Source organism: Zavarzinella formosa DSM 19928, from assembly GCF_000255705.1.
GTDB lineage: Bacteria > Planctomycetota > Planctomycetia > Gemmatales > Gemmataceae > Zavarzinella > Zavarzinella formosa.
The window spans coordinates 93,804-113,636 of record NZ_JH636445.1; the positions used below are offsets into that span (position 1 = coordinate 93,804).

Below are 19,833 nucleotides of genomic sequence, written 5' to 3' on the forward strand. Positions count from 1 at the left end.
AGTCAGGAAAGATGCAAAATCCAATCAGTCAAATTAAAATATATGCACTGGACGAAATAAATTACCTCTCCGATCTGAATATTCCACACTACCGGAAAATTTAGCCGTTGTGAGAGGTTGATCGTTGTTTCATCTGAATTAATTTCCTTTTTTGCTTTCGTTCTCGGAGAGGTGTGGTTATATTTCACCTTATCCAATTGGATGTTGATTTCACAAACGCCTGATTGGTAAGTAGTTAGGTAAAACAGGCTGGGTGTCTTCGCCGGGGAGCGAAGATGCAAATCCTTATTTCCTGATTATTCGGAATTTGAAGAAAGTTTGACGCCCGCAATAGACGAGTAACATTGGACGCGCGCAGCACGTCAGTTCAACAGGAGGGGGAGTCGTGCGGAAATTGACTCAGATGCTGGTGAATTTTATGAAGAAAGAAGATGGCCCGACGGCAGTCGAGTATGCCATTCTCCTCGCCCTGATCGTGACGATCTGCGTGGGGGTTGTCTCCACGATCGGCTCCAACGGCAGCGTGCTTTCTTCCAACGCCCCTGCGACTGTTGCGATTGTTGGCAATTAAATCGCTATGGTTGTCTGACCCATGATACCCTTGATTCGAGCGGTATCATGGGTCAAACGCGACGGTTAAGCATCCAAGATGAACCGTAAAAAACGCGAACTTCCTACCCGGAGTAACGCATGCTCACGATGTTAACCGGCATCAGGCGGTTGATTTCCCGACAGGCTTATCTCACCACCTTTGAAACGGTGGTAGTCTGCGGGGTATTGGTTTGTTTGTGTCTGGCGGCATTGACCGCGACGATTCAACGAAATCCGCAGGGGAATATGCGGCCGATTGCCACCATCCCCTCATCTTCTCACTGATTGTCGTCTTTTTGCACGCGACAATTGTTTACCCAGGCTCTCCCGACTTCCATTTTGGTGCTAGGATTTCCCGACGTTTCCACCGGAACCGGTGACGTCGTTCGTCCAACCATTATTTGAGGCCTGCCATGAGCCGTTTTTTGGCTCGAAAAATCCATTCCTTCCTCAAGCAGGAAGACGGTGTCACCGCCGTCGAATGCGCGTTCATGCTTGCGCTTGTCGTGCTGATCTGCTTCATGGCCCTCAAACCGCCGGTCCTGCCCCAATCATCGAATCAGGTTCAGATCGAAGTTTGCGACCAGAATCAACGATGAAACCGTGTCATGCCTTTTTCCGGCGGTAGAACTTGTTTGCCAGCAGGTTCTCCGAAGCCATCACCAGCAGCAAGATAATCATCAGGAACGGGAAGAGCTCCAAATCGGTGCGGAACTTGCCGCTCATGATCTCTTTTAACGGCAGCGGCTTGGTGGCCGGGATCACGGCGTTCTCCTTGAAGAGATTTTCGATCTCGGCGGGGGGAAGCCGCTCCAGATTGCTCTCCTCGACCGGCGGGTTCAGGCTGAACCCGTCTTTCCAAGAACGATCTTCCGCCTCCAATGTGAACGTGCCGGCCGTGCCGGTCTTTTCGGGGCCGAGGCGGTAATACGGTTGCTTGGGGTCTCGTCGAATGGTGGCGTCTGTCGCCGTCACATCCGGGCCGCTCAGGTAGTATGCCATCTCCGGTTTCACGTCCCCGACCGGCCACTTCACCAACACGTTCTGACCGTTCGTGAAGTTGAACATCTGATCTTCACTGTCTCCCGTCAGCGAGCGGACGGCTTCATTCACCAACACCAGGTAAAACCACGCACCGAGTCCCCCGTGGTAATTGTGGTATTTCTCACCGCCGGCGCCGAGCGGCACGGTGAACTGCATCACTTTGCCTCGCGCCCCAAGATTGGTTTCAAGCACGGCGGGGGTGCGCTGGTCCGGTTCCGGGGCATCGTTGTAGGCGACCACGATCCGGTCTTTGGCCCCGTCTTCGACTTTCCAATATCCGCGGGTAATCGGCGGCAGGTCGTCGAAAAAGCTCCCGGCCTCGCGGATCTTGCGAAATTGCGAGAGAAAAGGTCGCTGGGCGCTCAGGGCGTTCCATGTCCAGGTGATGCCCGGCTTGTCGTTGGGGATGTCAACCCAGTGGTCGAAGCGGCGAGGCAGCACTTTCCCGGCGGCCTCGGTGTGGTACGTCGCCACATCCATCGTCGGCCCGCCGGGGGAGACGATCAGACGCCCCCCCTGTGAAACGTATTCGGCCAGCCGGTTCCACGCCCCGTCGGTCATTTGCGGGACGCCCAACAGGGTTGTCAGTTCGTATTTGTTGATGTCCGCCCGTCCGGTCATCAAGTCGTCGAGGCTCCGCAAATCCACGGTGTACCAGCCGACCGATTCGAGGGCTGTTTTCCACAACACAAGGCCGGTCGTTGGCTGCCCCGCCATTGCCAGGGCCCGGCCGAGAAAACCGCTCGGGGGAGCGATATCCATGATCGCCAGCACTTTCCGGGGTTCGCGCACACGGAACGTAATGAACTTCTCGTTGTCGAATGGCAGAGCGTCCGGCGTGAACAGACTGAGTTTCGCCTGATGAAGCCCCGGTTTCAGGCCATCCTTGCGAAGTTGTCGGGTGGCGGCCTTGTCCGGGCCGGGGTTGACGGGAATTCGCTGTGGTTCCTCGCCATCGACGGCGAAAAGCAGCACATTCGCCTCCGACGTTCCGGTGGCCTCCACGGTGACATTGATGATGACCGGCTGACCGGCGGGCACGATTTGCGGCTTCATTTCCACGGTGGTGATGGCCATGTTCACCGGCTTGTCCACGCCGACATCCACATAGGCGTGAAAGATGCTCGGCAATGGAACGCGGTCACGCATGGATTGCAACTCGCCAATCCTCGCGGTGTCCCAACTCGTGGCCGTGCGATCCGAGAAGACCGCCAGCAAGCGGGGCAGGGCTTCCTGGCCGGGATCGAGTTCGCCATCGACTCGGGCGAACATTGTGTATGCCGATTCAAGCAACCGTGTCACCGGCTGGCTGTTGGCCTTCGGTTTTTTGATGCCGCGAACCAACTGCCGGGCGCTCTCAAGAGTCAGGGACCAAATTGGTTCGGACCGGTCGCCGGTGTCGAGAATCGCCACCTTGCTTTCGGGCGGGAGTTCGTCGAGGATTTCAAGAATGCGCCCGCGAGCCTCGTCGAGGCACGTCCACGGGCCGCTGGCCGGTTCGCCGAGGAGCTTCAATTGCTTCTGGCGTTCCTCCGAAAGACCGCTGCGTTCGGCGAGGGCGTATCCCATGCTCGGGCTGGTGTCCAGCACCAGAATCGCGGCAATGGGCCGGTCGGCCCGGAGGCCGAAGCCCCCCGAGGAGGTGACCGGCTGCCACAATGCCAGGCAGATGAGGGCGATCAACGCCATGCGGAGGAGCAACAACAGCAGATGCCGCAACCGGATCTTCCGTTGGTTGATCTGCTGCTTTTGCTTGAGAAAGCGAAACGCCGGGAACGGCAGCCGTCTGGGTTCCTGCCGCATGATGAGATGCAACAGGACCGGCAGACCGACAAGGGCCGCCCCGGTGAGGAGGATGGGAAGTCCGGTGATGGCAAACAACACGGGAATGTCAGTTTCGGGGATGTCGGGTTTCGGATGTGAACCGGCTTCGGAATGATACCGGCAAGGTTCCTCTTATTTGTTGTACGTCTTTGGCTTGTCCAAAGACAAAGGAACCCCCGTCACCGGAGTGACGGGGGTTGAAAAAGAGTGGTCCGGCGGGGCCGGAAATCCAATTCCTAATCCGTGATGGCTAGGTCGAACTTCTGATCGCCCGCCTTCATGTCGTAAGGAATGCCGGTTCCCGGTTTGCCGATCTTGGCCAATCCCGGTTTCAGCGGGCCTTTCATCATTCGTTCCGGCGGTTCGGTCACCTGAATCTTCACGGCGCCGAGCGGAGGATTGACGACTTCGTAATTTCCCTGTCCGTCGGACGAACCGCCGATGGACACATTGTCCGCTCCGTTTACCACGATGAGCGCGTTGGCAAGCGGTTGGCCGTTATAGGTGACCTTGCCCTTGAGCGTCGTCTTTTTGGCCGAGTCGCCGCAGCCCGCCAAACCGATGATGGCCAGAAAAAGCCCGAGGGCCGACAATCGCGTGACAAACAATTTCATGAGGAAGATGGTCCTTTCGGGGTTACCAGTCGGTTCCAAGCACATTGCCGTCCGTGGGGTTGGCGGCCCGCCAGAAGGTGGTCGGTGTGACATTGGCATTCACATTGCGGACGCTCCCGTCGGCCATACACGCCACCACCAAACCCGAATGGGCCGAGCTTGGCAGCCACCGCCAAGAGTTGGTCGCTGTCTGGTTGATCTTCGGGGCGTAGGAAGACGGCCAGCTTCCCCAGATGCCCATGTTCACGGGGCAATCGGCTTGATACAAGCTGAACGCCGGAGTTTTCCAAACTTCCCAATATTGCCCCGAGGTGATGGCGGCGCCGGTTGTGTCGTATCCGGCGGCCACGTCGCGGGCCACCGGGCAGCCTTCGCCTTGGACGAGTCGTTCGATAAAGGCGATGGTGTTCGAGGTGCCGTCCGTCAGCGTGGACACGCTGTACCGGGATTTGGTGTAGTTCCAAGTGCCGTCGGTCGGGTCGAGCGAACTGCCGGGCGTGGAAAACAAGGCGGCGTTGCCGTTGTACGAACAGGCCGCCCATCCCTCCGAGTTTCGGCCGCCCATCACGGTCGGGTCGGTCGGACAGATGAAGGTTTTGATGACCGGCTGGCTGGCGGCCGCGGAAATGCCGGAGGTTTGATACAGGCGGAACAGGTTGTCCTGTTCGACATACGGCATCAGAGCCACCATCACGCTTCCCTTGGCAGTCGCGTTCAAGGCATAACACAGCGGCGGCAAGGTTGACTGGGTGTCATTGAAGTTGTGCATGGCCAACGCCAGTTGTTTCTGGTTGTTGGTGCATTGCATCCGGTTGGCGGCTTCACGAATCTTCTGCACGGCCGGAAGCAACAGTCCGATGAGAATGGCGATGATGGCGATGACCACCAGCAATTCGATCAGGGTAAATCCCCGTCGTTTGGTTGACATGAAAACACTCTCCCGAAAAGGATAAAAAAATGGATCAAGGCAAAAGCCATGATCGCGGAGGGACCGTGTTGGTTGATGCCGAGGGAATTCGGACAGGAGAGTTTCCGACGTGGGCGCACATCAAGACTTGAAATGAATAGTAGCAAAATCCGGCCGCGACGGGAAAGAGGACAGAATAATTTTTCCCCAATCATTCCCGGCCGGGCTCATTCATCCCGGAAAGGTTTCTTCTCGCGGTACAGTTTCAACCGCTGACGGGGGCCGTCCCCCTCTTCCTTGAGATATTCGGAATCGTCCAATGCCCGTTGCTGGTAGTCCACGGCCTTGTCAAAGTTGCCGAGTTCCGCGTGGGCGGCGGCCATCGCCTCCAAGGCCCGGCCGTCGCGGTATTTGATCTGTTCCAAGGCCAGTGTTGCCGATTCGAGGGCTTTTTTGCCGTTGCGAATCTTGGGGTCCGGGGCGGTGGCAAGGATGCGGGCCTTGTTCACATGCAGCATCGGAACCTTCCCCTCGTTCGCCAGGCAGGCGTCAATGTCATCCAATGCCTTGGCAAACTGCTTTGTTCGCAGATAAGCTTCGCTGCGGTTGTGCAGGGCGAAAAAATACTGTGGAACGGCGTTCAACAAGTTGGTGAACTCGGTGATGGCTTTGTCGTATTCCTTCCGCTTGATGTAGACCTCGCCCCGGTTGTTCTTCCACGCCGGGCTGTTGGGGCTTAGCCGGACAGCCTCCTCGGCATCCTTCAGCGCCCGGTCATAATCGTTCACGGCCATATACGCCCAGCAACGGCAGGAGATGGCCCGTTGATCGTCCGGCGTTTTCTCCATGATTCGGGTGTAATACAGGATGGCATCCTTCGGACGGAGCATGTCCTTTTTTTGCACCCAAATCGTGTCGGCATCGTGCTGAACCTGCACATATTCGCCATCCTCGGCAATGGCCCGGACATCGAGATAGCGCATGTAGAAGGGCTTTGGCTCGAACGTGCCGTCGGTCTTGCGCTCGTAGGTAATCATGCCCGACTCGCGCCCGCAAATGGGAAGGCCGACCCACCCGTCCTTTGGCTTGGCGGGGGCGGGAGCCATGACGACGCTGGCGAGAAGAAACATCATCCCTGATGCGGACATGGCACGGTCTCCGGAATGGTTGACCAAACTCCATGAGAATCTTGAATGATTGTACACCGGCCCGCCACGGCACACCACTTGCAATTTTTACCACTCCATGAGAGATTGGGGCTCTCAACCCGGACGGATGGGCAGCCGATTGACTTGTCGTGGGAAGTCATCTTCTCGACGAGCCGGGTTATGTCGTGGATCAGGAGACCGGTCGTGAGCAGTGATCGTTGGCGCCAAGGCGCAAACATTGTCTTTGTCATTAGTCAAATGATGTTTGGCTATTTCTCGCAAATCACCGGCCTCGGCCTTCCGATTGACCGACAGTCAGCCAAATTTGAAACCCCGGTCACTCCGGCCGGTTATACGTTCGCCATCTGGGGGGTGATTTTCCTCGGTTGTGTGGCGTATGCGATTTATCAAGCCTTGCCCCGGCATCGCGGGGACCGCTTGTTGCGCCGAGTGGGCTGGTTCACGGCGGCGGCGTTTCTCGGAAACACCTTGTGGGAGATCGAAAGTCAATTACACGGGATGACTTGGCTCTCCGTGGGGATCATCCTGTTCACCCTGGCCATGAGCGGGCTGGCTTTCCGGGAACTGGTCCGCGTGCGCATTCTGTTGACGTCGAAAGAACATGGGTTTGTCCTCTTCCCGATCGGTCTGCTCACTGGCTGGGTTTCGGTGGCCGCGTTTGCCAACATCTCCCAAGCGTGCAATGCCAGCGGGGCGGGAAGCCTTGGCTTGGCCGTGAATGATTTCGCCATGTTGTTGATCGTGCTGGCCGGATTGCTCGGTCTCGCTGTCACGATCTGGAGTCACGGGGAGCGATCCTATGCCTATGCCGTGGTGTGGGGTCTAATCGGCGTGGCGGTTGCCAATCATGGAAAATGGGACAATCCCAACGGCACGCTGACCGCCGGAGTGATGGTCGGGCTTCTGGTTCTCGGCCTGTATGCAGATCAGATTCGGGCACAACTTCGATTTCGCCACACCACCTCCAATCGCCCCATGACGGCATAATCCCGGCAATCGGCACGCATGGAACAACAGTTGCATAACCAACTCCCATGAACGGCGGGGATACATCCCGCCCGAATAACCTTCATATTGGGAGAATTTCCATGACGCGATTCCTAAGCGTTTTGACAGTCGCTTTCACATTGGCTATGTCCCCGCTCGCCGCCACCGCACGGGCCGAAGATCATGAGATGAAACATGCCGAGCATTTCATGCAATGCGCAAAAGCTTGTGTGGATTGCCAGCTTCAATGCGACATGTGCTTCAAACATTGCCTGATGCTGCTGACTGAAGGAAAAAAGGAACACGCCAAGACGGCGCAAAACTGTGTGGACTGCGCGGAACACTGCAAACTGGCCGGATCACTGTCAGCCCGTATGAGCCCGTTTGCCAGTTTCGCCTGCGAAGGTTGTGCAAAAAGTTGTGACGAGTGCGCCACTGCCTGCGAAAAATTCCCCGACGACAAACACATGGCCGCCTGTGCCAAATCGTGCCGCGATTGTGCAAAAGCCTGCCGGGAAATGTCCAAGCACACGATGGCATCGAAGTAAGGCACCGAACACAAGAACGCTTGCGATCTTGGCTTCCTCCTGCGAGAATCAAAGTTCGTTTCGCCATGAGGAGAACATTGTGCCGGTGACAATCAAATCTCTCGGGATTGATCAACTCAGTGTGGAAGACAGGCTGGATCTCATTGAGCAGATTTGGGACAGCCTGCCAGAAACACCTCGGGCAGAGAATATTCCCGACTGGCATTTGAATGAACTGGCCCGTCGAAGAACCGAGGCTCTCGCCCGTCCGGGCGAGGGGCGGCCTTGGCGTGAAGTTCTCGATGAACTGGAAGCAAAGCCGTGAGCAAGCCGGTCATCTTGCGGCCGGATGCGACAAATGACCTCAGAGAAGCAAGTGAATCTCTGAACTTGATTCGTGCCGGGTTGGGGTCGCAATTTCTAGGCCGTGTTCGCGAGCTTCTGAGCCGGATCGAGTTGATGCCGGAACTATATGGATTGGTTTGGCAAGACGTGCGAGCGGCAAAGACCAAGCAATTTCGCCACATCGTTTATTACTTGGTGTTTCCTGATCGAGTGGAAATTTTGGCCATTCTCCACAGTTCGCGTGATCCCACAATCTGGCAATCACGCCTTTAAGTTTTTCATTCAGTACGTTGATCGAATCCGCAGGTCAAATTAGCGCCCACTTGCTTCATCTCGTCAAGGCTGGTAAAGTCACATTACCTGCCAAATGGCCCGATATCGCCCCCGGCCTCCTTATTCCTCTCCATGTGTGCATTCTCATGAAACAGGGTTTTCTGTTTCTTTTGGCCATCGTCGGCCTTGCGACTCCCGCCCGTGCGGAGTTGGTTCCGAACGTCCCGAGCATCGCATTCACCGATGCGTTCGCTGGTCGGCAGCTTCTCCTCACCAATGGCGGCAACGATCAGACGCGGGCCGCGAAATATGTCAGCGTCTCCCCGGCCGTGGCGGCGGTTGACGATCACGGCTATGTGCGGCCGACCGGAAACGGAAAAACCTCCATTCAAGTTCAACTCGGCTCGGCGAAGTTGGAAATCCCCGTGACGGTCACCGGCTTTGGCGACGGGCGGGCCATCGACTTCCGAACGGAAGTGATGCCGCTGATGAGCAAACTCGGCTGCAACGCCGGGGGCTGTCACGGCAAGGCCAGCGGCCAGAACGGGTTCAAACTCTCCTTGTTCGGATTCGACACGCTTTTCGATTACGACGCGATCACCAAGGAAGCCCGCGGACGGCGAATCTTTCCGGCTTCCCCGGATCAAAGCATGTTCTTGTTGAAAGCGGCCGGGCAGGTTCCCCACGGCGGCGGCAAGAAGTTAAATCGCGATGGCAACGATTACCGGATCATCCGTCAATGGATCGCCGCCGGTGCTCCGGCCTCGGCTCCGAGCGTGCCGCAAGTTGTGAAACTCAAGATCAACCCGACTGACCGGGTGTTGCAGCCCGGCCAGTCCCAACAATTGGCGGTCATCGCCGAATATAGCGACGGCACCTCGCGGGACGTGACCCGGCAATCGGAATTCTTCACCAATCTCGACGTGGTGGCCCGCGTGGATCACGAGGGGCTTGTCGAGGCCGGTGTCCAGCGGGGCGAGGCCGCCATCATGGCCCGGCACATGGGCTATGTGGCCGTGTTTCGGGCGATGGTCCCGCACGGCCCGGCCCTGACGGAGATTCCCGAATTCAAACCGGCGAATTATGTCGATGAACTTGCCCTGGCAAAGTGGAAGAAACTTGGGTTGAAGCCATCGCCGGTCGTCAATGACGCGACTTTCTTGCGACGGGTGACCATCGATGTATGCGGCCGGTTGCCAACCGCCGAGGAAGCCAAAACCTTCCTTGCGGACAACTCGGCCGACAAGCGGGCCAAATTAATCGACCGGTTGCTTGACTCCCGCGACTATCCGGCGTTCTTCGCCATGCGGTGGGGCAGCATCCTGCGGAACTCGAACCTCGCCGGTTCCACGAACGCCGCCTATGCCTTCCATAATTGGATCAAGGACATGATCGCCCGCAACCGTCCGTATGACGAGTTCGTGCGCGGCGTGGTGGCGGCCGCCGGGGAATGGCAAGATTCCCCGGCCATCAACTGGTACTGGCAAAACCGGGACGATCAACTTCACCAGACCACGGCCGATGCCGCCCAGATTTTCCTCGGCGTCCGGCTGCAATGCGCCAAGTGCCATCATCACCCCTACGAACGTTGGGGCCAGGGAGACTATTACGGGCTGGCCGGTTTCTTTGCCCGGCTGGGGCGCAAGAACTTTGGCGAACCGCCGCCGTATTATGCTTCCGCAACCGTGACCACCGGGGAAAAGAACCCGCTGACCGGCAAAGCCCCGGAGCCGAAGTTCCTAGATGGCGACGCCCCAAAATTCAGCCCGGAGGAAGACCCCCGGCACGCCTTGGTGGACTGGATGACGAAACCCGAAAACCCGTTCTTCGCCAAGGCAATGGTCAACCGGTTGTGGGGCCACTTGCTCGGTCGCGGCATCTACCATGAAGTGGACGACCTGCGGGAAACCAACCCGCCGTCGAACCCGGAATTGCTGGAAGCGTTGGCCAAAGATTTCATGAAGAACAAGTTTGATGTGAAGCATCTCATCCGAATCATCGTGAACAGCCGGGTGTATCAGCTTTCTTCCGAACCGACCGAGTTCAACAAGCACGACATGCAGAACTTCGCCCGGTATTACGCCCGTCGGATGTACTCGGAAGTGTTCTTCGATGCCGTGAATCAAGTGACCGGCAATCGGGCGAACTTCAGCGGCATGAGCCAGACTTCACGGGCCGTGGACCTGCCGCACGAAGGCTTCGGCTCCACATTCCTCGACACCTTCGACCGCCCCAAACGGGTGACCGTGTGTGAATGCGAACGCTCCCCCGGCGCCACGCTGGCCCAAGTGTTGCTGCTTTCCAACTCGGACGAAATCGAAGGGAAGATCTCCTCCGGCGAAGGCCGGCTGACAAAACTGACGAAGGCGAAAACACCCGCGAAAGACGTAATTGAAGAATACTATCTCGCGGCCCTCGGCCGAAAGCCGACCGAGTTCGAGCTAAAGCGAAACCTGGCCCACATCGCCGGAGCCAAGAACGAACAACAGGGGTTGGAAGATGTGGTGTGGGCGATCTTGAACGGCAAAGAGTTTATGTTTAATCATTGACCGGAGGATGCGGTTGCGGGGCTTGGATAGGAGAAGTTCCGGTGCCGCTGCTTGATCACTTTCCCCCGCCGTTGGCCGGTCGCCGCCATTGGGAATCGTTTCATGCCAGTTGGGCATCCTGTGTCACGGATGCGTTAAACGATACCTTGCCTGAAGATTACTTTGCAGAGGCAAAGGTGCGCGCATGGCCGCGAATTGAATTCGATTCAGCCACTCAACTAACCACAGCCGATCTCACTCTGCCCGCCGTGTTCCCGCCCGAATTTGGCGTGAATGTTTACGAAACTTCCGGCGGCCCAACCCCGGTCGCCGCGATTGAGCTTGTCTCGCCCGGCAACAAAGACCGTGAGGAGACCCGTCGGGCGTTCGCCGCCAAATGCGCCACTTACGTTCAACGAGCCATCGGACTGATCGTGATTGACATTGTCACCAGCCGACAATCCCGGCCGTTCGACGAACTGATGGCTCAACTGGCTCCCGAGCAAACTCCTCCCCTGACACCCCCTTTGACGGCGGTTTCCTATCGTCCGGTGCGAGTGAACGGCGCCGACTCGCTCGAATTGCGAATCCGGCCATTGGCAGTCGGCGAACTGTTGCCGACGCTCCCGCTGGCGCTTGGCGGCCTCGGCCATGTCATGCTTGATCTGGAAGCCACCTACGAAGACGCCCGCGAGCGGAGCCGGTTGTGAGGCATGATGTCATGTGCCCGCAAATTCCGCGTAATCAGATTCTTGTTCACTTCTGACATTGGCCCTTATCTCTCGAAGCACGCGCGGGCATTTCCTGACTTGTCTTTTATCTCAATTTGATCTTGTTCCTTTCCCTTCTCGTTGCCGCGCACCCATGTGCCGGTTCTCATCTGTTTTCCGGCAAAAACCGTGATTAATGGTCGCGGCGCAAAGGTTGCTAAGTGACTCGCGGCTGTCGCTGGCGCCTTTGGGAAGCAATCACCCGATGACTCGACAAGCGACACCTCCGGGCCGCAAGGCGCCGTCCTTGAACGATTGACGAAACAGTTTGGGTGTCATGAGTCAGCACATTAGTTATCGCCCCGACATTGACGGGCTGCGAGCCGTGGCCGTTTTGAGCGTGGTCATCGGACATGCCCAACTCGGTTTGCCGGGGGGCTTCGTTGGCGTCGATGTGTTCTTCGTCATCTCCGGCTATCTAATCGCCGGGCTGATTCGCAAAGATTTGCAAGCGGGAACATTCTCGCTTGTTGATTTCTGGATGCGACGAATCCGGCGAATTTTGCCGGCTTTGGCGGTGGTGACGGCTGCCACCATAACGGCGGGTTGGTTCATCTTGTTGCCGCAGGATTATGTTTCATTGGCCCGGTCGGTGAGGGCGCTCCTCCTGATGTTCTCCAACATGTATTTCATGCAGGACACGGGATATTTTCAGCAAACGGCCGAGGAAAAGCCCCTGCTACACACGTGGTCCCTGGCAGTCGAGGAACAATTTTACCTCGTTGTGCCGCTGGTCCTGATGTTATTGGTCAAGATGAGGCGTGAGCGGCCGGCCGTCGTTCTCCTCTCGCTGGCATTGATCGCCAGCTTCGCGGTGAGTGTGATCGGAACACACCGGTTCCCCGTCACGACGTTTTACATCATGCCCGCGCGGGCTTGGGAATTGCTGGTCGGCACGTTGCTGGCCTACCGGCCAATGGACAAATCCCCCGGCGGATCCCTTCGGCGGGAATTGGCGGCCTTCGCGGGTTTGGCGGCGATTGTCACGCCCGCGTTTCTATACGATCAGAAGACGCTGTTTCCCGGCTGGGCCGCACTGCCACCCGTGGCCGGGGCGGGCTTGTTGATCTGGGCCGGCGGCCGATCTGTCAGGCGGCCGTTGGTGAATCGATTTCTGTCCGCCCGGCCTGTGGTGTTTGTCGGGTTGATTTCGTATTCGTTGTACCTCTGGCATTGGCCGTTGATCGTATATGCCAAATACGCGAGCATTTATCCGCTTTCTGATTGGGAACGCCTTGGGTTGGTCGGCGTCAGTCTGGTGGCCGGGTTCCTGTCGTGGCGGCTTGTCGAAACGCCTTTCCGCACCAAAAAACTGCTCGGCTCATCGCCCCGGCTGATTATCGGGACGTTGATGGCGGTTGCGGTCCTGTTCGCTGGCGTCATCACCGTGTTGCGGACCAAAGGCTTCGACGATCGCCTCACGGCGGACGCCCGTCGCTTCGTCGATTCCGGGCAATTGGACCGAACGTGGGTCCATGAACTTGAGGCTGCGGATATTCCGGGAAAACTGGTTGTTTACGGCGACCGGAGCAATCCTGTCAAATTATTGGTTTGGGGGGATAGTTTTGCGATGGCCGCCCTGCCGGCCATCGCGTCGTTGAGCCAAAAAACGGGTGTGACGGTTTGCGCCGCCACGCGACCGCAGACGGCTCCCGTCGTCAATTTCATCCCCGAGTGGCAGCAAGGCCGGAACGAGGGGGCCATCCCGTTCAACAATGCCGTGATGAATCACATCCGGACAGCCAAAATCCCGGCGGTGTTGCTGATCGGGGTGTGGAGTTCGTACCTGAACAAGCCGGAGGCCATCGCCCCCTTCCTGCAAACCATCGACGACCTGAACGCCGCGGGTGTCCGCATCTATTTCATGCGGGAAATTCCGACTTTTCCTTTTGAACTTCCCCGGTCTTTGGTCCGTTATCACATGATGGGGCGGGATATCTCCGAACTTTCGCTCCCCGACCAGCCCCGCCTGGCTGCAGAACGATTTTATGCCAGCATTCTCCCCCGATTGACCGAGCGGGGAGTGGCGATTCTGGACCCATTGCCGTATCTCCGGACGGCCGACAACCCGGACCTCATCCTGCCCTATGATTCCGGTGGCTCTCTCTATCGCGATTCGGCCCATTTAAGTCCCCACGGCGCCAAAACGATTGAACCTTTGTTTGCCCCCATGTTTGATTCGATCACGCATCGGTGCAGATGAGGGTATTTCCTGACTCCGCCGAGATGACATTTTTGTTATGGCCGCTTCCCGCAGTCGCGCACCCATGTGCCGGCTGGCATTGGTTATTCCCATGAAACGTCCGGTGAATGGTCACGGCACGATGATTGCATTGTGATTCGCGGCCATCGTTTGTGCCTTCGGAGGCGATGCAATCTCCCGATGACTCGACAAGCGACAGCCCGGACGGCAAGACGCCGTCTGCGACACGATGATGAAATAATTTGGGTGTCATGAGTCAGCACATTAGTTATCGCCCTGATATTGACGGGCTGCGCGCCTTGGCCGTCATGGCGGTGGTCGCCTGTCATGCCCGATTGGGTTTGACCGGGGGATTTGTCGGCGTTGATGTGTTCTTCGTCATCTCGGGCTTCCTGATCGCCACTTTAATCCGCAAAGACCAGCAGGCGGGGGAATTTTCACTCATTGATTTTTGGATGAGAAGAATCCGCCGACTGACGCCCGCGCTCTTGGTGGTGGTGGCCGCCACACTGGTGGCAGGCTGGTTTTGGATGCTGCCCGAAGATTATGCCAACTTGGGGCGTTCGGTCAAATCACTGCTGCTGCTGCGGCCAAACATCCACTTCATGTATGTCACCAACTATTTTGGGGCGGCCGCCGTGACCAAACCCCTGTTGCACACTTGGTCGCTCGGGGTCGAAGAACAGTTTTACCTCGTCGTGCCGTTTGCGATGCTTTTACTGGCCCGCGTCCGGCGGATTTCGTGGCAGGTCGGGCTTTTGATGCTGGCGTTAGCGGTCAGCCTCGGGGCGAGTATTTACGGAACGCATCGTTACCCGGTGGCCACGTTCTACCTGATGCCCACGCGGGCATGGGAATTTCTGGTCGGCATGTTGCTGTCCTATTGCCCGCCCGACCGGACTACCGGGCGATCCCTTTGCCGGGAACTGGCCGCATGGACGGGACTTGCTTCGATTCTGCTTCCGGTTTGTCTTTACGACGAGAAAACCCTGTTTCCCGGCCTGTCTGCGATGCCGCCGGTTCTGGGGGCCGCCCTTCTGATTTGGGCCGGCGGACGTCCTGTCGTGAATCGGTTCTTGTCTTGGCGTCCGGTGGTGTTTGTTGGCATGATCTCGTATTCACTTTATCTCTGGCACTGGCCGGTGATGATGTTGGCTCAATATCGCGAGGCGATGCCACTGCCGATTTTGGATCGCGTCTCGCTGGTGTTCGGCAGCCTGCTCCTCGGAGCGGCCTCTTGGCGCTTTGTCGAAACACCCTTCCGAACCAAAACCTTCCTCGCCACCCGGCCGCGATTACTCATGGGGATGGGAACGGCCGTCTTGGCGCTATATGCGACCGGCGTGATCCTTTACTCCCGCAATGGTTTTGAAAAACGCATTTCTCCGGAAGCCGCCCGGTTTCTCGCGACGGGAGCGCCGGAGAAGGATTGGATGCGCCTCATGACAGCGCAGGATATCCCGGACAACATGATTTGGCACGGGGACCGCTCAACCCCTCCGTCGATCCTCGTTTGGGGCGATAGTTATGCGATGGTCACGAACCCGGCCATCGAATCGTTGAGCCGGAAAACGGGGGTCAACAGTTGCATGGCCACCCGGCTGGGAACGCCGCCGCTGCTGGATTTCATCCCGGAGAACCGGGTGGATTATGTTTATGGGTGCCTGCAATTTAACGACGCCGTGATGAATTATCTCCGCAAAACCAAAATCCCGACCGTGATATTGGTCGCGCGTTGGAGCTTCTACGTTGATGCTCCGGAGGGGGCCGCGGCGTTGCTGAAAACGGTTGACAGCCTGAACACGCTGGGCATCCGGATTTGCTTCATGCGGGAAGTCCCCCGGTATCCGTTTGATGTCCCCCGGACGCTGGCCCGCCACGCCATGCTTGGCCGGGATTTCAAGGAACTTGCCCTTCCTGCCGAAATCCAAGATTCCATGGACCAGATGTACGGGGAACTGCTGCCCAAACTCACCGAACGCGGGGTGACGATTTTGGACCCTCTGCCTTTCTTGAGATCCCCGGAAAATCCCCGCTTGCTGCTTCCGTACACGTCTGATGGCTCCCTGTACATCGACCCGGTCCATCTGAGCAAGCTCGGGGCGGTGACCGTCGAACCGATGTTTGCCCCTGTGTTTGAGTCCGCCGGACGCGCGTCTCCATAATTCTCTTCAATTTGTCGAAAAGCGGGGTATGATAAATCCACCGCACTCGGGCATGATGTTTGGGAACCGTTTGTGACGCGGTTCTCGCCAACAACACATCATCGCCTCCCTCCTTGTCAGGCCCGGAAGTCACCCCGCCGGACCGGGCCGATTTCGCCGTGTTCGCAGAACCGGAGACTCTCATGTTGGAATTCGTTCGCAATCAAGCCCGCACCTGCGACGGGGTTTCCCGCCGGGCGTTCCTGTCGGTCGGCAGCCTCGCCGTCGGCGGGCTGACACTGCCGGGCCTGCTTCGCATGCAGGCGGCCAAGGCCAAAGAAAGCAGCCTCTCTCGGCCAAAGAAATCGGTCATCCTCATCTGGCAGGCGGGCGGCCCGGCCCATCAAGATATGTATGACTTGAAGATGGACGCCCCCGCCGAAGTGCGCGGCGAATTCAAGCCCATCGACACCAACGTCTCTGGCATTCGCATCAGCGAACACCTGCCGCATCAGGCGAAGATCTTCGACAAACTGGCCGTGGTGAGATCCGCGTATCACACCAACGCCGGACACGGCATGGGCTCCCAGTGGATGCTCACCGGTTATCAGCCGACCATCGAAGTGAGCGATAACATTTACCCGTCCACCGGGTCCGTGGTGGCCAAGATGAACGGGGCCAACGAACCCGGCATGCCAGCCTATGTGAACCTGCCGCGAGCCATCGGGCTGGGCAAGGCCGCGTATCTCGGGGCGTCGTACAACCCGTTCGCGCCGGAGGCTGACCCGAATCAGGACAAGTTCGAGGTTCGCAACCTCAAAATGAACAACCGCGTGGATGCCTCCCGTCTCAACCGTCGGCAAGACCTGCTGAAAGATCTCGACACGATCCGGCGCGACATTGACACCAAGGGGGACATCGTCGGCCTCGACACTTTCTACCGCGACGCGATGGAAATGGTGACCAGCCCGCACGCCCAAACAGCGTTTGACATCTCCAAGGAATCGGTCAAGACCCGCGACCGCTACGGCCGCAACGACCTCGGCCAAAGCTGCCTGCTCGCCCGCCGGTTGGTGGAATCCGGCGTCTCGTTCGTGACGGTTCAAGCCGGCGGCGGTTGGGACTCTCACGCGGACAACTTCAAGCAACTGAAGACCCGGCTCTTGCCGCAATTCGATCTCGGGGTGGCCGCCCTCGTGAACGACATCTACGACCGGGGCTTGCAGGACGACGTTCTGGTGATGGCCTTCGGCGAATTCGGCCGAACCCCGAAGATCAACAAGGACGCGGGCCGCGACCACTGGCCCGGCGCCATGAGCATCCTGTACGCCGGTGGCGGCATGAAGATGGGCCAGGCCATCGGCACCACCAACATCCTCGGCGAATACCCAACCTCGAAGCCGTACACCCCCGGTTGCGTGCTGTCGACGATGTACCACTTCTTGGGCATCGACCACAAGCATGTGTTCATGGATCACGCCCAACGGCCGATGCCGATTCTGGCCGAAGGCGAACCGATCCGGGAACTCATCGGATAAAACATTTTTTCACCGCAGAGACGCAGAGAACGCGGAGAAGACAGAAGAAAAAATCTCTGTTTGATGTCTTCTCCGCGCTCTCTGCGTCTCTGCGGTGAAAAAATGTTTTTCAGGGATTTTTCATCATGCGTTACCTCTTCCCGCTTCTCCTCCTGACCGCTCCCGCCTTTGCCGAGCTTCCCTCTCCGCGTTTTGACCGGCTGACACCCAACGGTGGCGGGGCCGGTTCCACGGTGGAAGTCCAAATCCAAGGCCAGGATCTTGAAGAGACCAAGCAACTGCTGTTCGATCAACCGGGATTGAAGGCCGAGTTTGTCAAAGACAAGGCGTTCAAGATCACCGTGGCCGCCGATGTGCCCGCCGGAATTTACGATGTGTGGGCGGGTGGCAAATACGGGGTGAGCAATCCGAAGTTGTTCGTCGTCTCCAAGGGCTTCACAGAAGTGGCCGAGAAAGAGCCGAACGATGACCCGACGACTGCCCAAGTGGTGGCCGTGAATTCGATCATCAACGGCCAGTCGGATGGCAACAAAGAAGACGTGTATCGCTTCCCGCTGAAGAAGGGGGATCGGGTCATCATCGATTGCCAGTCCGGCAAACTCGAATCGCTGATGGACGCCACCCTGACATTATCCTCCGGCGATGGCAAACAACTCGCCTCCAATGGCGATTACAACGGGCGAGATCCCTTCATCGACCACACGGCTGCGGCCGATGGCGATTATCTGGTGAGCGTATACGACCTCTCGTTTCGCGGCGGGTTCAACTATCGACTGGCCATCTCCACAAAACCGCAGATCGAGAATGTGTTCCCCCGAGCCGTGCAGGCAGGCAAGCCAACCGCCATCATGATGTATGGTCGAAACCTTGGCCCGGCCGGTAAGCCATCCTCTTGGAGTATCGACGAACAAAAACTCGATGAGCGGGCCGACACAATCACGCCGCCCGCCGACCTGATGGCGACGGGCCGGTATGTGTTCCACGAACACCCGACGGATCACAGCGTCTTGCCGACGGCCGCGACATCGACGCTCACGGGCTTTCAATATCGGGCCACGATTGACGGGTTCGCCACCAACGGGGTGCCAATGCTGGTGACCGACGGGCCGGTGACGCTGGAAGCCGAGCCGAATGATGATCCGAAGAATCCCCAAAAGATCAAACTCCCGGCGACCGTCAGCGGGCGGTTCGACAAGCCGCGTGACGCCGACTGGTATGAGTTTGAGACCACCGAAGACGGCCCCTATGTGTTCAATGTCTACTGCGAACGAATCGCCGGGCGGGCTGACCCGTATTTGGTGGTGATGGACGACAAAGACAACCGGGTGCAAGAACTCGATGATTTTGGCCCGCGAGTGATGGCCTTCGATGGCCATTTGCGCGACCCCTCCGGCACGGTAAACCTCTCAAAAAACCGCAAATATCGCGTGCTGGTGCAAGATCGTTACAGCCGGGGCGGGGCACGTTATCAATATGTGCTGACTGTCTCGAAGCCCGAGCCGAACTTTTACGCGGCCGTCATTCATGGGCAAAACCTTGGCCCCGGCGCTCTCAACCTCCGCAAAGGGGGCACGGCTCACTTGGACGCGATCATCCAACATGCGGACGGAACCAGCGCCCCGGTAACCATCACCGCCGAGGGCCTGCCGCCGGGCATTCACACCGCCCCGCTTTACATCCACACGGACACGCGGGGCACGATGGTCTTCTGGGCCGACGCGGACGCCCCGGATTTCACCGGCCCGATCAAACTGGTGGCCATCAGCACCCGTTTGGGGAAGGAAGTGAAACGGGAAGTGCGGGCCTATTGCCGGAGCGACAGCACCCAAAACATCGCCTCCAGTCGGCCGATGCGATCGCTGATGGTGTCTGTTAGAGAAACGTCGCCTTTTCTGCTGATCCCGGAAAAGGAAAAGATTGAGGCCGAGGCCGGAAGCAAGGTGACGTTGAAACTTCAACTCGACCGCAAATGGCCCGACTTCAAAAACGCCGTCACGCTGATCCCGCAAAACTTCCCCGGCCCGATCAAGATGGGCAACGTCGTGATCGCCGAGGGCAAGAACGAAGGAACGGTGACGCTGGAAATCCAGAACGGAACCCGACCCGGCCAATATACGGTCGTGATCGCGGGTCAGGGCCAGGTTCCGTTTGTGAAGGAAGGCGGCGACCCGAAGGCCAAGAACAAGGGGGGCAACACGCTGGTGTCATCCCCGGCGAAGCCGATCACGCTGACGGTGTTGGAGAGTGCGAAGAAGAAATAAATGAATGAATGAGCCTCCACATCGTGGCGATGCGGAGGCTCTGCGGCAGAGCGATCTCTCCTCATTGGGGCGTTATGCTAGTTGCGGGAAGGCCAGTCGCTTGATTTT

The 19,833-nt window shown here is 58.1% G+C and carries 17 protein-coding genes; 13 read left to right on the forward strand and 4 right to left on the reverse strand.

What is annotated here, in order from left to right:
- Nucleotides 1–385 precede the first annotated feature (385 nt).
- From BGIM_RS0132320 to BGIM_RS0132325, 3 genes are all read left to right on the forward strand, one after another.
- Nucleotides 386–571, forward strand: a complete 186-nt coding sequence (locus tag BGIM_RS0132320) for a Flp family type IVb pilin (RefSeq protein WP_029631027.1) — start codon at nt 386–388, stop codon at nt 569–571.
- A 119-nt stretch (nt 572–690) separates the two neighbouring features.
- Nucleotides 691–876: a hypothetical protein gene (locus tag BGIM_RS63625; RefSeq protein WP_157369593.1), complete on the forward strand. Its 186-nt coding sequence runs from the start codon at nt 691–693 to the stop codon at nt 874–876.
- Nucleotides 877–1,004: 128 nt separating this feature from the next.
- Nucleotides 1,005–1,190 carry a Flp family type IVb pilin gene (locus BGIM_RS0132325; RefSeq protein ID WP_020473803.1) on the forward strand — a complete coding sequence of 62 codons (186 nt, stop codon included), beginning with the start codon at nt 1,005–1,007 and terminating at the stop codon, nt 1,188–1,190.
- Nucleotides 1,191–1,197: 7 nt separating this feature from the next.
- Here BGIM_RS0132325 and BGIM_RS0132330 read toward each other — a convergent pair whose 3' ends face one another.
- From BGIM_RS0132330 to BGIM_RS0132350, 4 genes are all read right to left on the reverse strand, one after another.
- Complete coding sequence (locus tag BGIM_RS0132330; RefSeq protein WP_020473804.1) at nt 1,198–3,519, reverse strand: BatA domain-containing protein; 2,322 nt, start codon at nt 3,517–3,519, stop codon at nt 1,198–1,200.
- A gap of 176 nt (nt 3,520–3,695) precedes the next feature.
- Entirely contained in the window at nt 3,696–4,073 is a 378-nt protein-coding gene (locus BGIM_RS0132335; protein ID WP_020473805.1) for a carboxypeptidase-like regulatory domain-containing protein, read from the reverse strand.
- A 22-nt stretch (nt 4,074–4,095) separates the two neighbouring features.
- Entirely contained in the window at nt 4,096–5,001 is a 906-nt protein-coding gene (locus BGIM_RS0132340; RefSeq protein ID WP_020473806.1) for a DUF1559 family PulG-like putative transporter, read from the reverse strand.
- 206 nt (nt 5,002–5,207) lie between these two features.
- The gene (locus tag BGIM_RS0132350; RefSeq protein WP_157369594.1) at nt 5,208–6,128 is read right to left on the reverse strand and encodes a tetratricopeptide repeat protein; all 921 of its coding nucleotides are present in this window, start codon (nt 6,126–6,128) and stop codon (nt 5,208–5,210) included.
- A gap of 204 nt (nt 6,129–6,332) precedes the next feature.
- On the opposite strand from BGIM_RS0132350, the gene BGIM_RS53575 reads away from it, so the two are divergent.
- The 10 genes from BGIM_RS53575 (at nt 6,333) to BGIM_RS0132400 (ending at nt 19,725) form a co-directional block, all read left to right on the forward strand.
- Nucleotides 6,333–7,136 (forward strand): hypothetical protein, encoded by an 804-nt coding sequence (locus tag BGIM_RS53575; RefSeq protein WP_020473809.1) that lies wholly within the window; start codon nt 6,333–6,335, stop codon nt 7,134–7,136.
- Nucleotides 7,137–7,237: 101 nt separating this feature from the next.
- Nucleotides 7,238–7,684 (forward strand): four-helix bundle copper-binding protein, encoded by a 447-nt coding sequence (locus tag BGIM_RS0132360; protein WP_020473810.1) that lies wholly within the window; start codon nt 7,238–7,240, stop codon nt 7,682–7,684.
- 85 nt (nt 7,685–7,769) lie between these two features.
- On the forward strand, nt 7,770–7,988 hold the full coding sequence (locus BGIM_RS63630; protein ID WP_162136311.1) for an addiction module protein: 219 nt from the start codon (nt 7,770–7,772) through the stop codon (nt 7,986–7,988).
- Nucleotides 7,985–8,281, forward strand: a complete 297-nt coding sequence (locus tag BGIM_RS68420; RefSeq protein ID WP_020473812.1) for a type II toxin-antitoxin system RelE/ParE family toxin — start codon at nt 7,985–7,987, stop codon at nt 8,279–8,281. The genes BGIM_RS63630 and BGIM_RS68420 overlap by 4 nt, the downstream gene beginning before the upstream one ends.
- A gap of 146 nt (nt 8,282–8,427) precedes the next feature.
- Entirely contained in the window at nt 8,428–10,830 is a 2,403-nt protein-coding gene (locus BGIM_RS0132375; protein WP_052640092.1) for a DUF1549 domain-containing protein, read from the forward strand.
- A 41-nt stretch (nt 10,831–10,871) separates the two neighbouring features.
- A complete protein-coding gene (locus BGIM_RS0132380) occupies nt 10,872–11,519 on the forward strand; it encodes a hypothetical protein (RefSeq protein ID WP_020473814.1) in 648 nt (215 codons plus the stop codon).
- A gap of 337 nt (nt 11,520–11,856) precedes the next feature.
- Nucleotides 11,857–13,782: an acyltransferase family protein gene (locus tag BGIM_RS0132385; RefSeq protein WP_020473816.1), complete on the forward strand. Its 1,926-nt coding sequence runs from the start codon at nt 11,857–11,859 to the stop codon at nt 13,780–13,782.
- Between the two features lie 251 nt (nt 13,783–14,033).
- Nucleotides 14,034–15,947 (forward strand): acyltransferase family protein, encoded by a 1,914-nt coding sequence (locus BGIM_RS0132390; RefSeq protein ID WP_020473817.1) that lies wholly within the window; start codon nt 14,034–14,036, stop codon nt 15,945–15,947.
- A 182-nt stretch (nt 15,948–16,129) separates the two neighbouring features.
- The gene (locus BGIM_RS0132395) at nt 16,130–17,464 is read left to right on the forward strand and encodes a DUF1501 domain-containing protein (protein ID WP_029631034.1); all 1,335 of its coding nucleotides are present in this window, start codon (nt 16,130–16,132) and stop codon (nt 17,462–17,464) included.
- Between the two features lie 125 nt (nt 17,465–17,589).
- Complete coding sequence (locus BGIM_RS0132400; RefSeq protein ID WP_020473819.1) at nt 17,590–19,725, forward strand: PPC domain-containing protein; 2,136 nt, start codon at nt 17,590–17,592, stop codon at nt 19,723–19,725.
- The last annotated feature ends 108 nt before the right edge of the window (nt 19,726–19,833 follow it).

Coding starts and splice junctions, on each gene's coding strand:
- BGIM_RS0132400 (WP_020473819.1), top strand. CDS start 17,590: ATGCGTTACCTCTTCCCGCTTCTCCTCCTGACCGCTCCCGCCTTTGCC.
- BGIM_RS0132335 (WP_020473805.1), bottom strand. CDS start 4,073: ATGAAATTGTTTGTCACGCGATTGTCGGCCCTCGGGCTTTTTCTGGCC.
- BGIM_RS0132375 (WP_052640092.1), top strand. CDS start 8,428: ATGAAACAGGGTTTTCTGTTTCTTTTGGCCATCGTCGGCCTTGCGACT.
- BGIM_RS0132390 (WP_020473817.1), top strand. CDS start 14,034: ATGAGTCAGCACATTAGTTATCGCCCTGATATTGACGGGCTGCGCGCC.
- BGIM_RS0132325 (WP_020473803.1), top strand. CDS start 1,005: ATGAGCCGTTTTTTGGCTCGAAAAATCCATTCCTTCCTCAAGCAGGAA.
- BGIM_RS63625 (WP_157369593.1), top strand. CDS start 691: ATGCTCACGATGTTAACCGGCATCAGGCGGTTGATTTCCCGACAGGCT.
- BGIM_RS0132395 (WP_029631034.1), top strand. CDS start 16,130: ATGTTGGAATTCGTTCGCAATCAAGCCCGCACCTGCGACGGGGTTTCC.
- BGIM_RS0132350 (WP_157369594.1), bottom strand. CDS start 6,128: ATGTCCGCATCAGGGATGATGTTTCTTCTCGCCAGCGTCGTCATGGCT.
- BGIM_RS0132385 (WP_020473816.1), top strand. CDS start 11,857: ATGAGTCAGCACATTAGTTATCGCCCCGACATTGACGGGCTGCGAGCC.
- BGIM_RS0132360 (WP_020473810.1), top strand. CDS start 7,238: ATGACGCGATTCCTAAGCGTTTTGACAGTCGCTTTCACATTGGCTATG.
- BGIM_RS0132340 (WP_020473806.1), bottom strand. CDS start 5,001: ATGTCAACCAAACGACGGGGATTTACCCTGATCGAATTGCTGGTGGTC.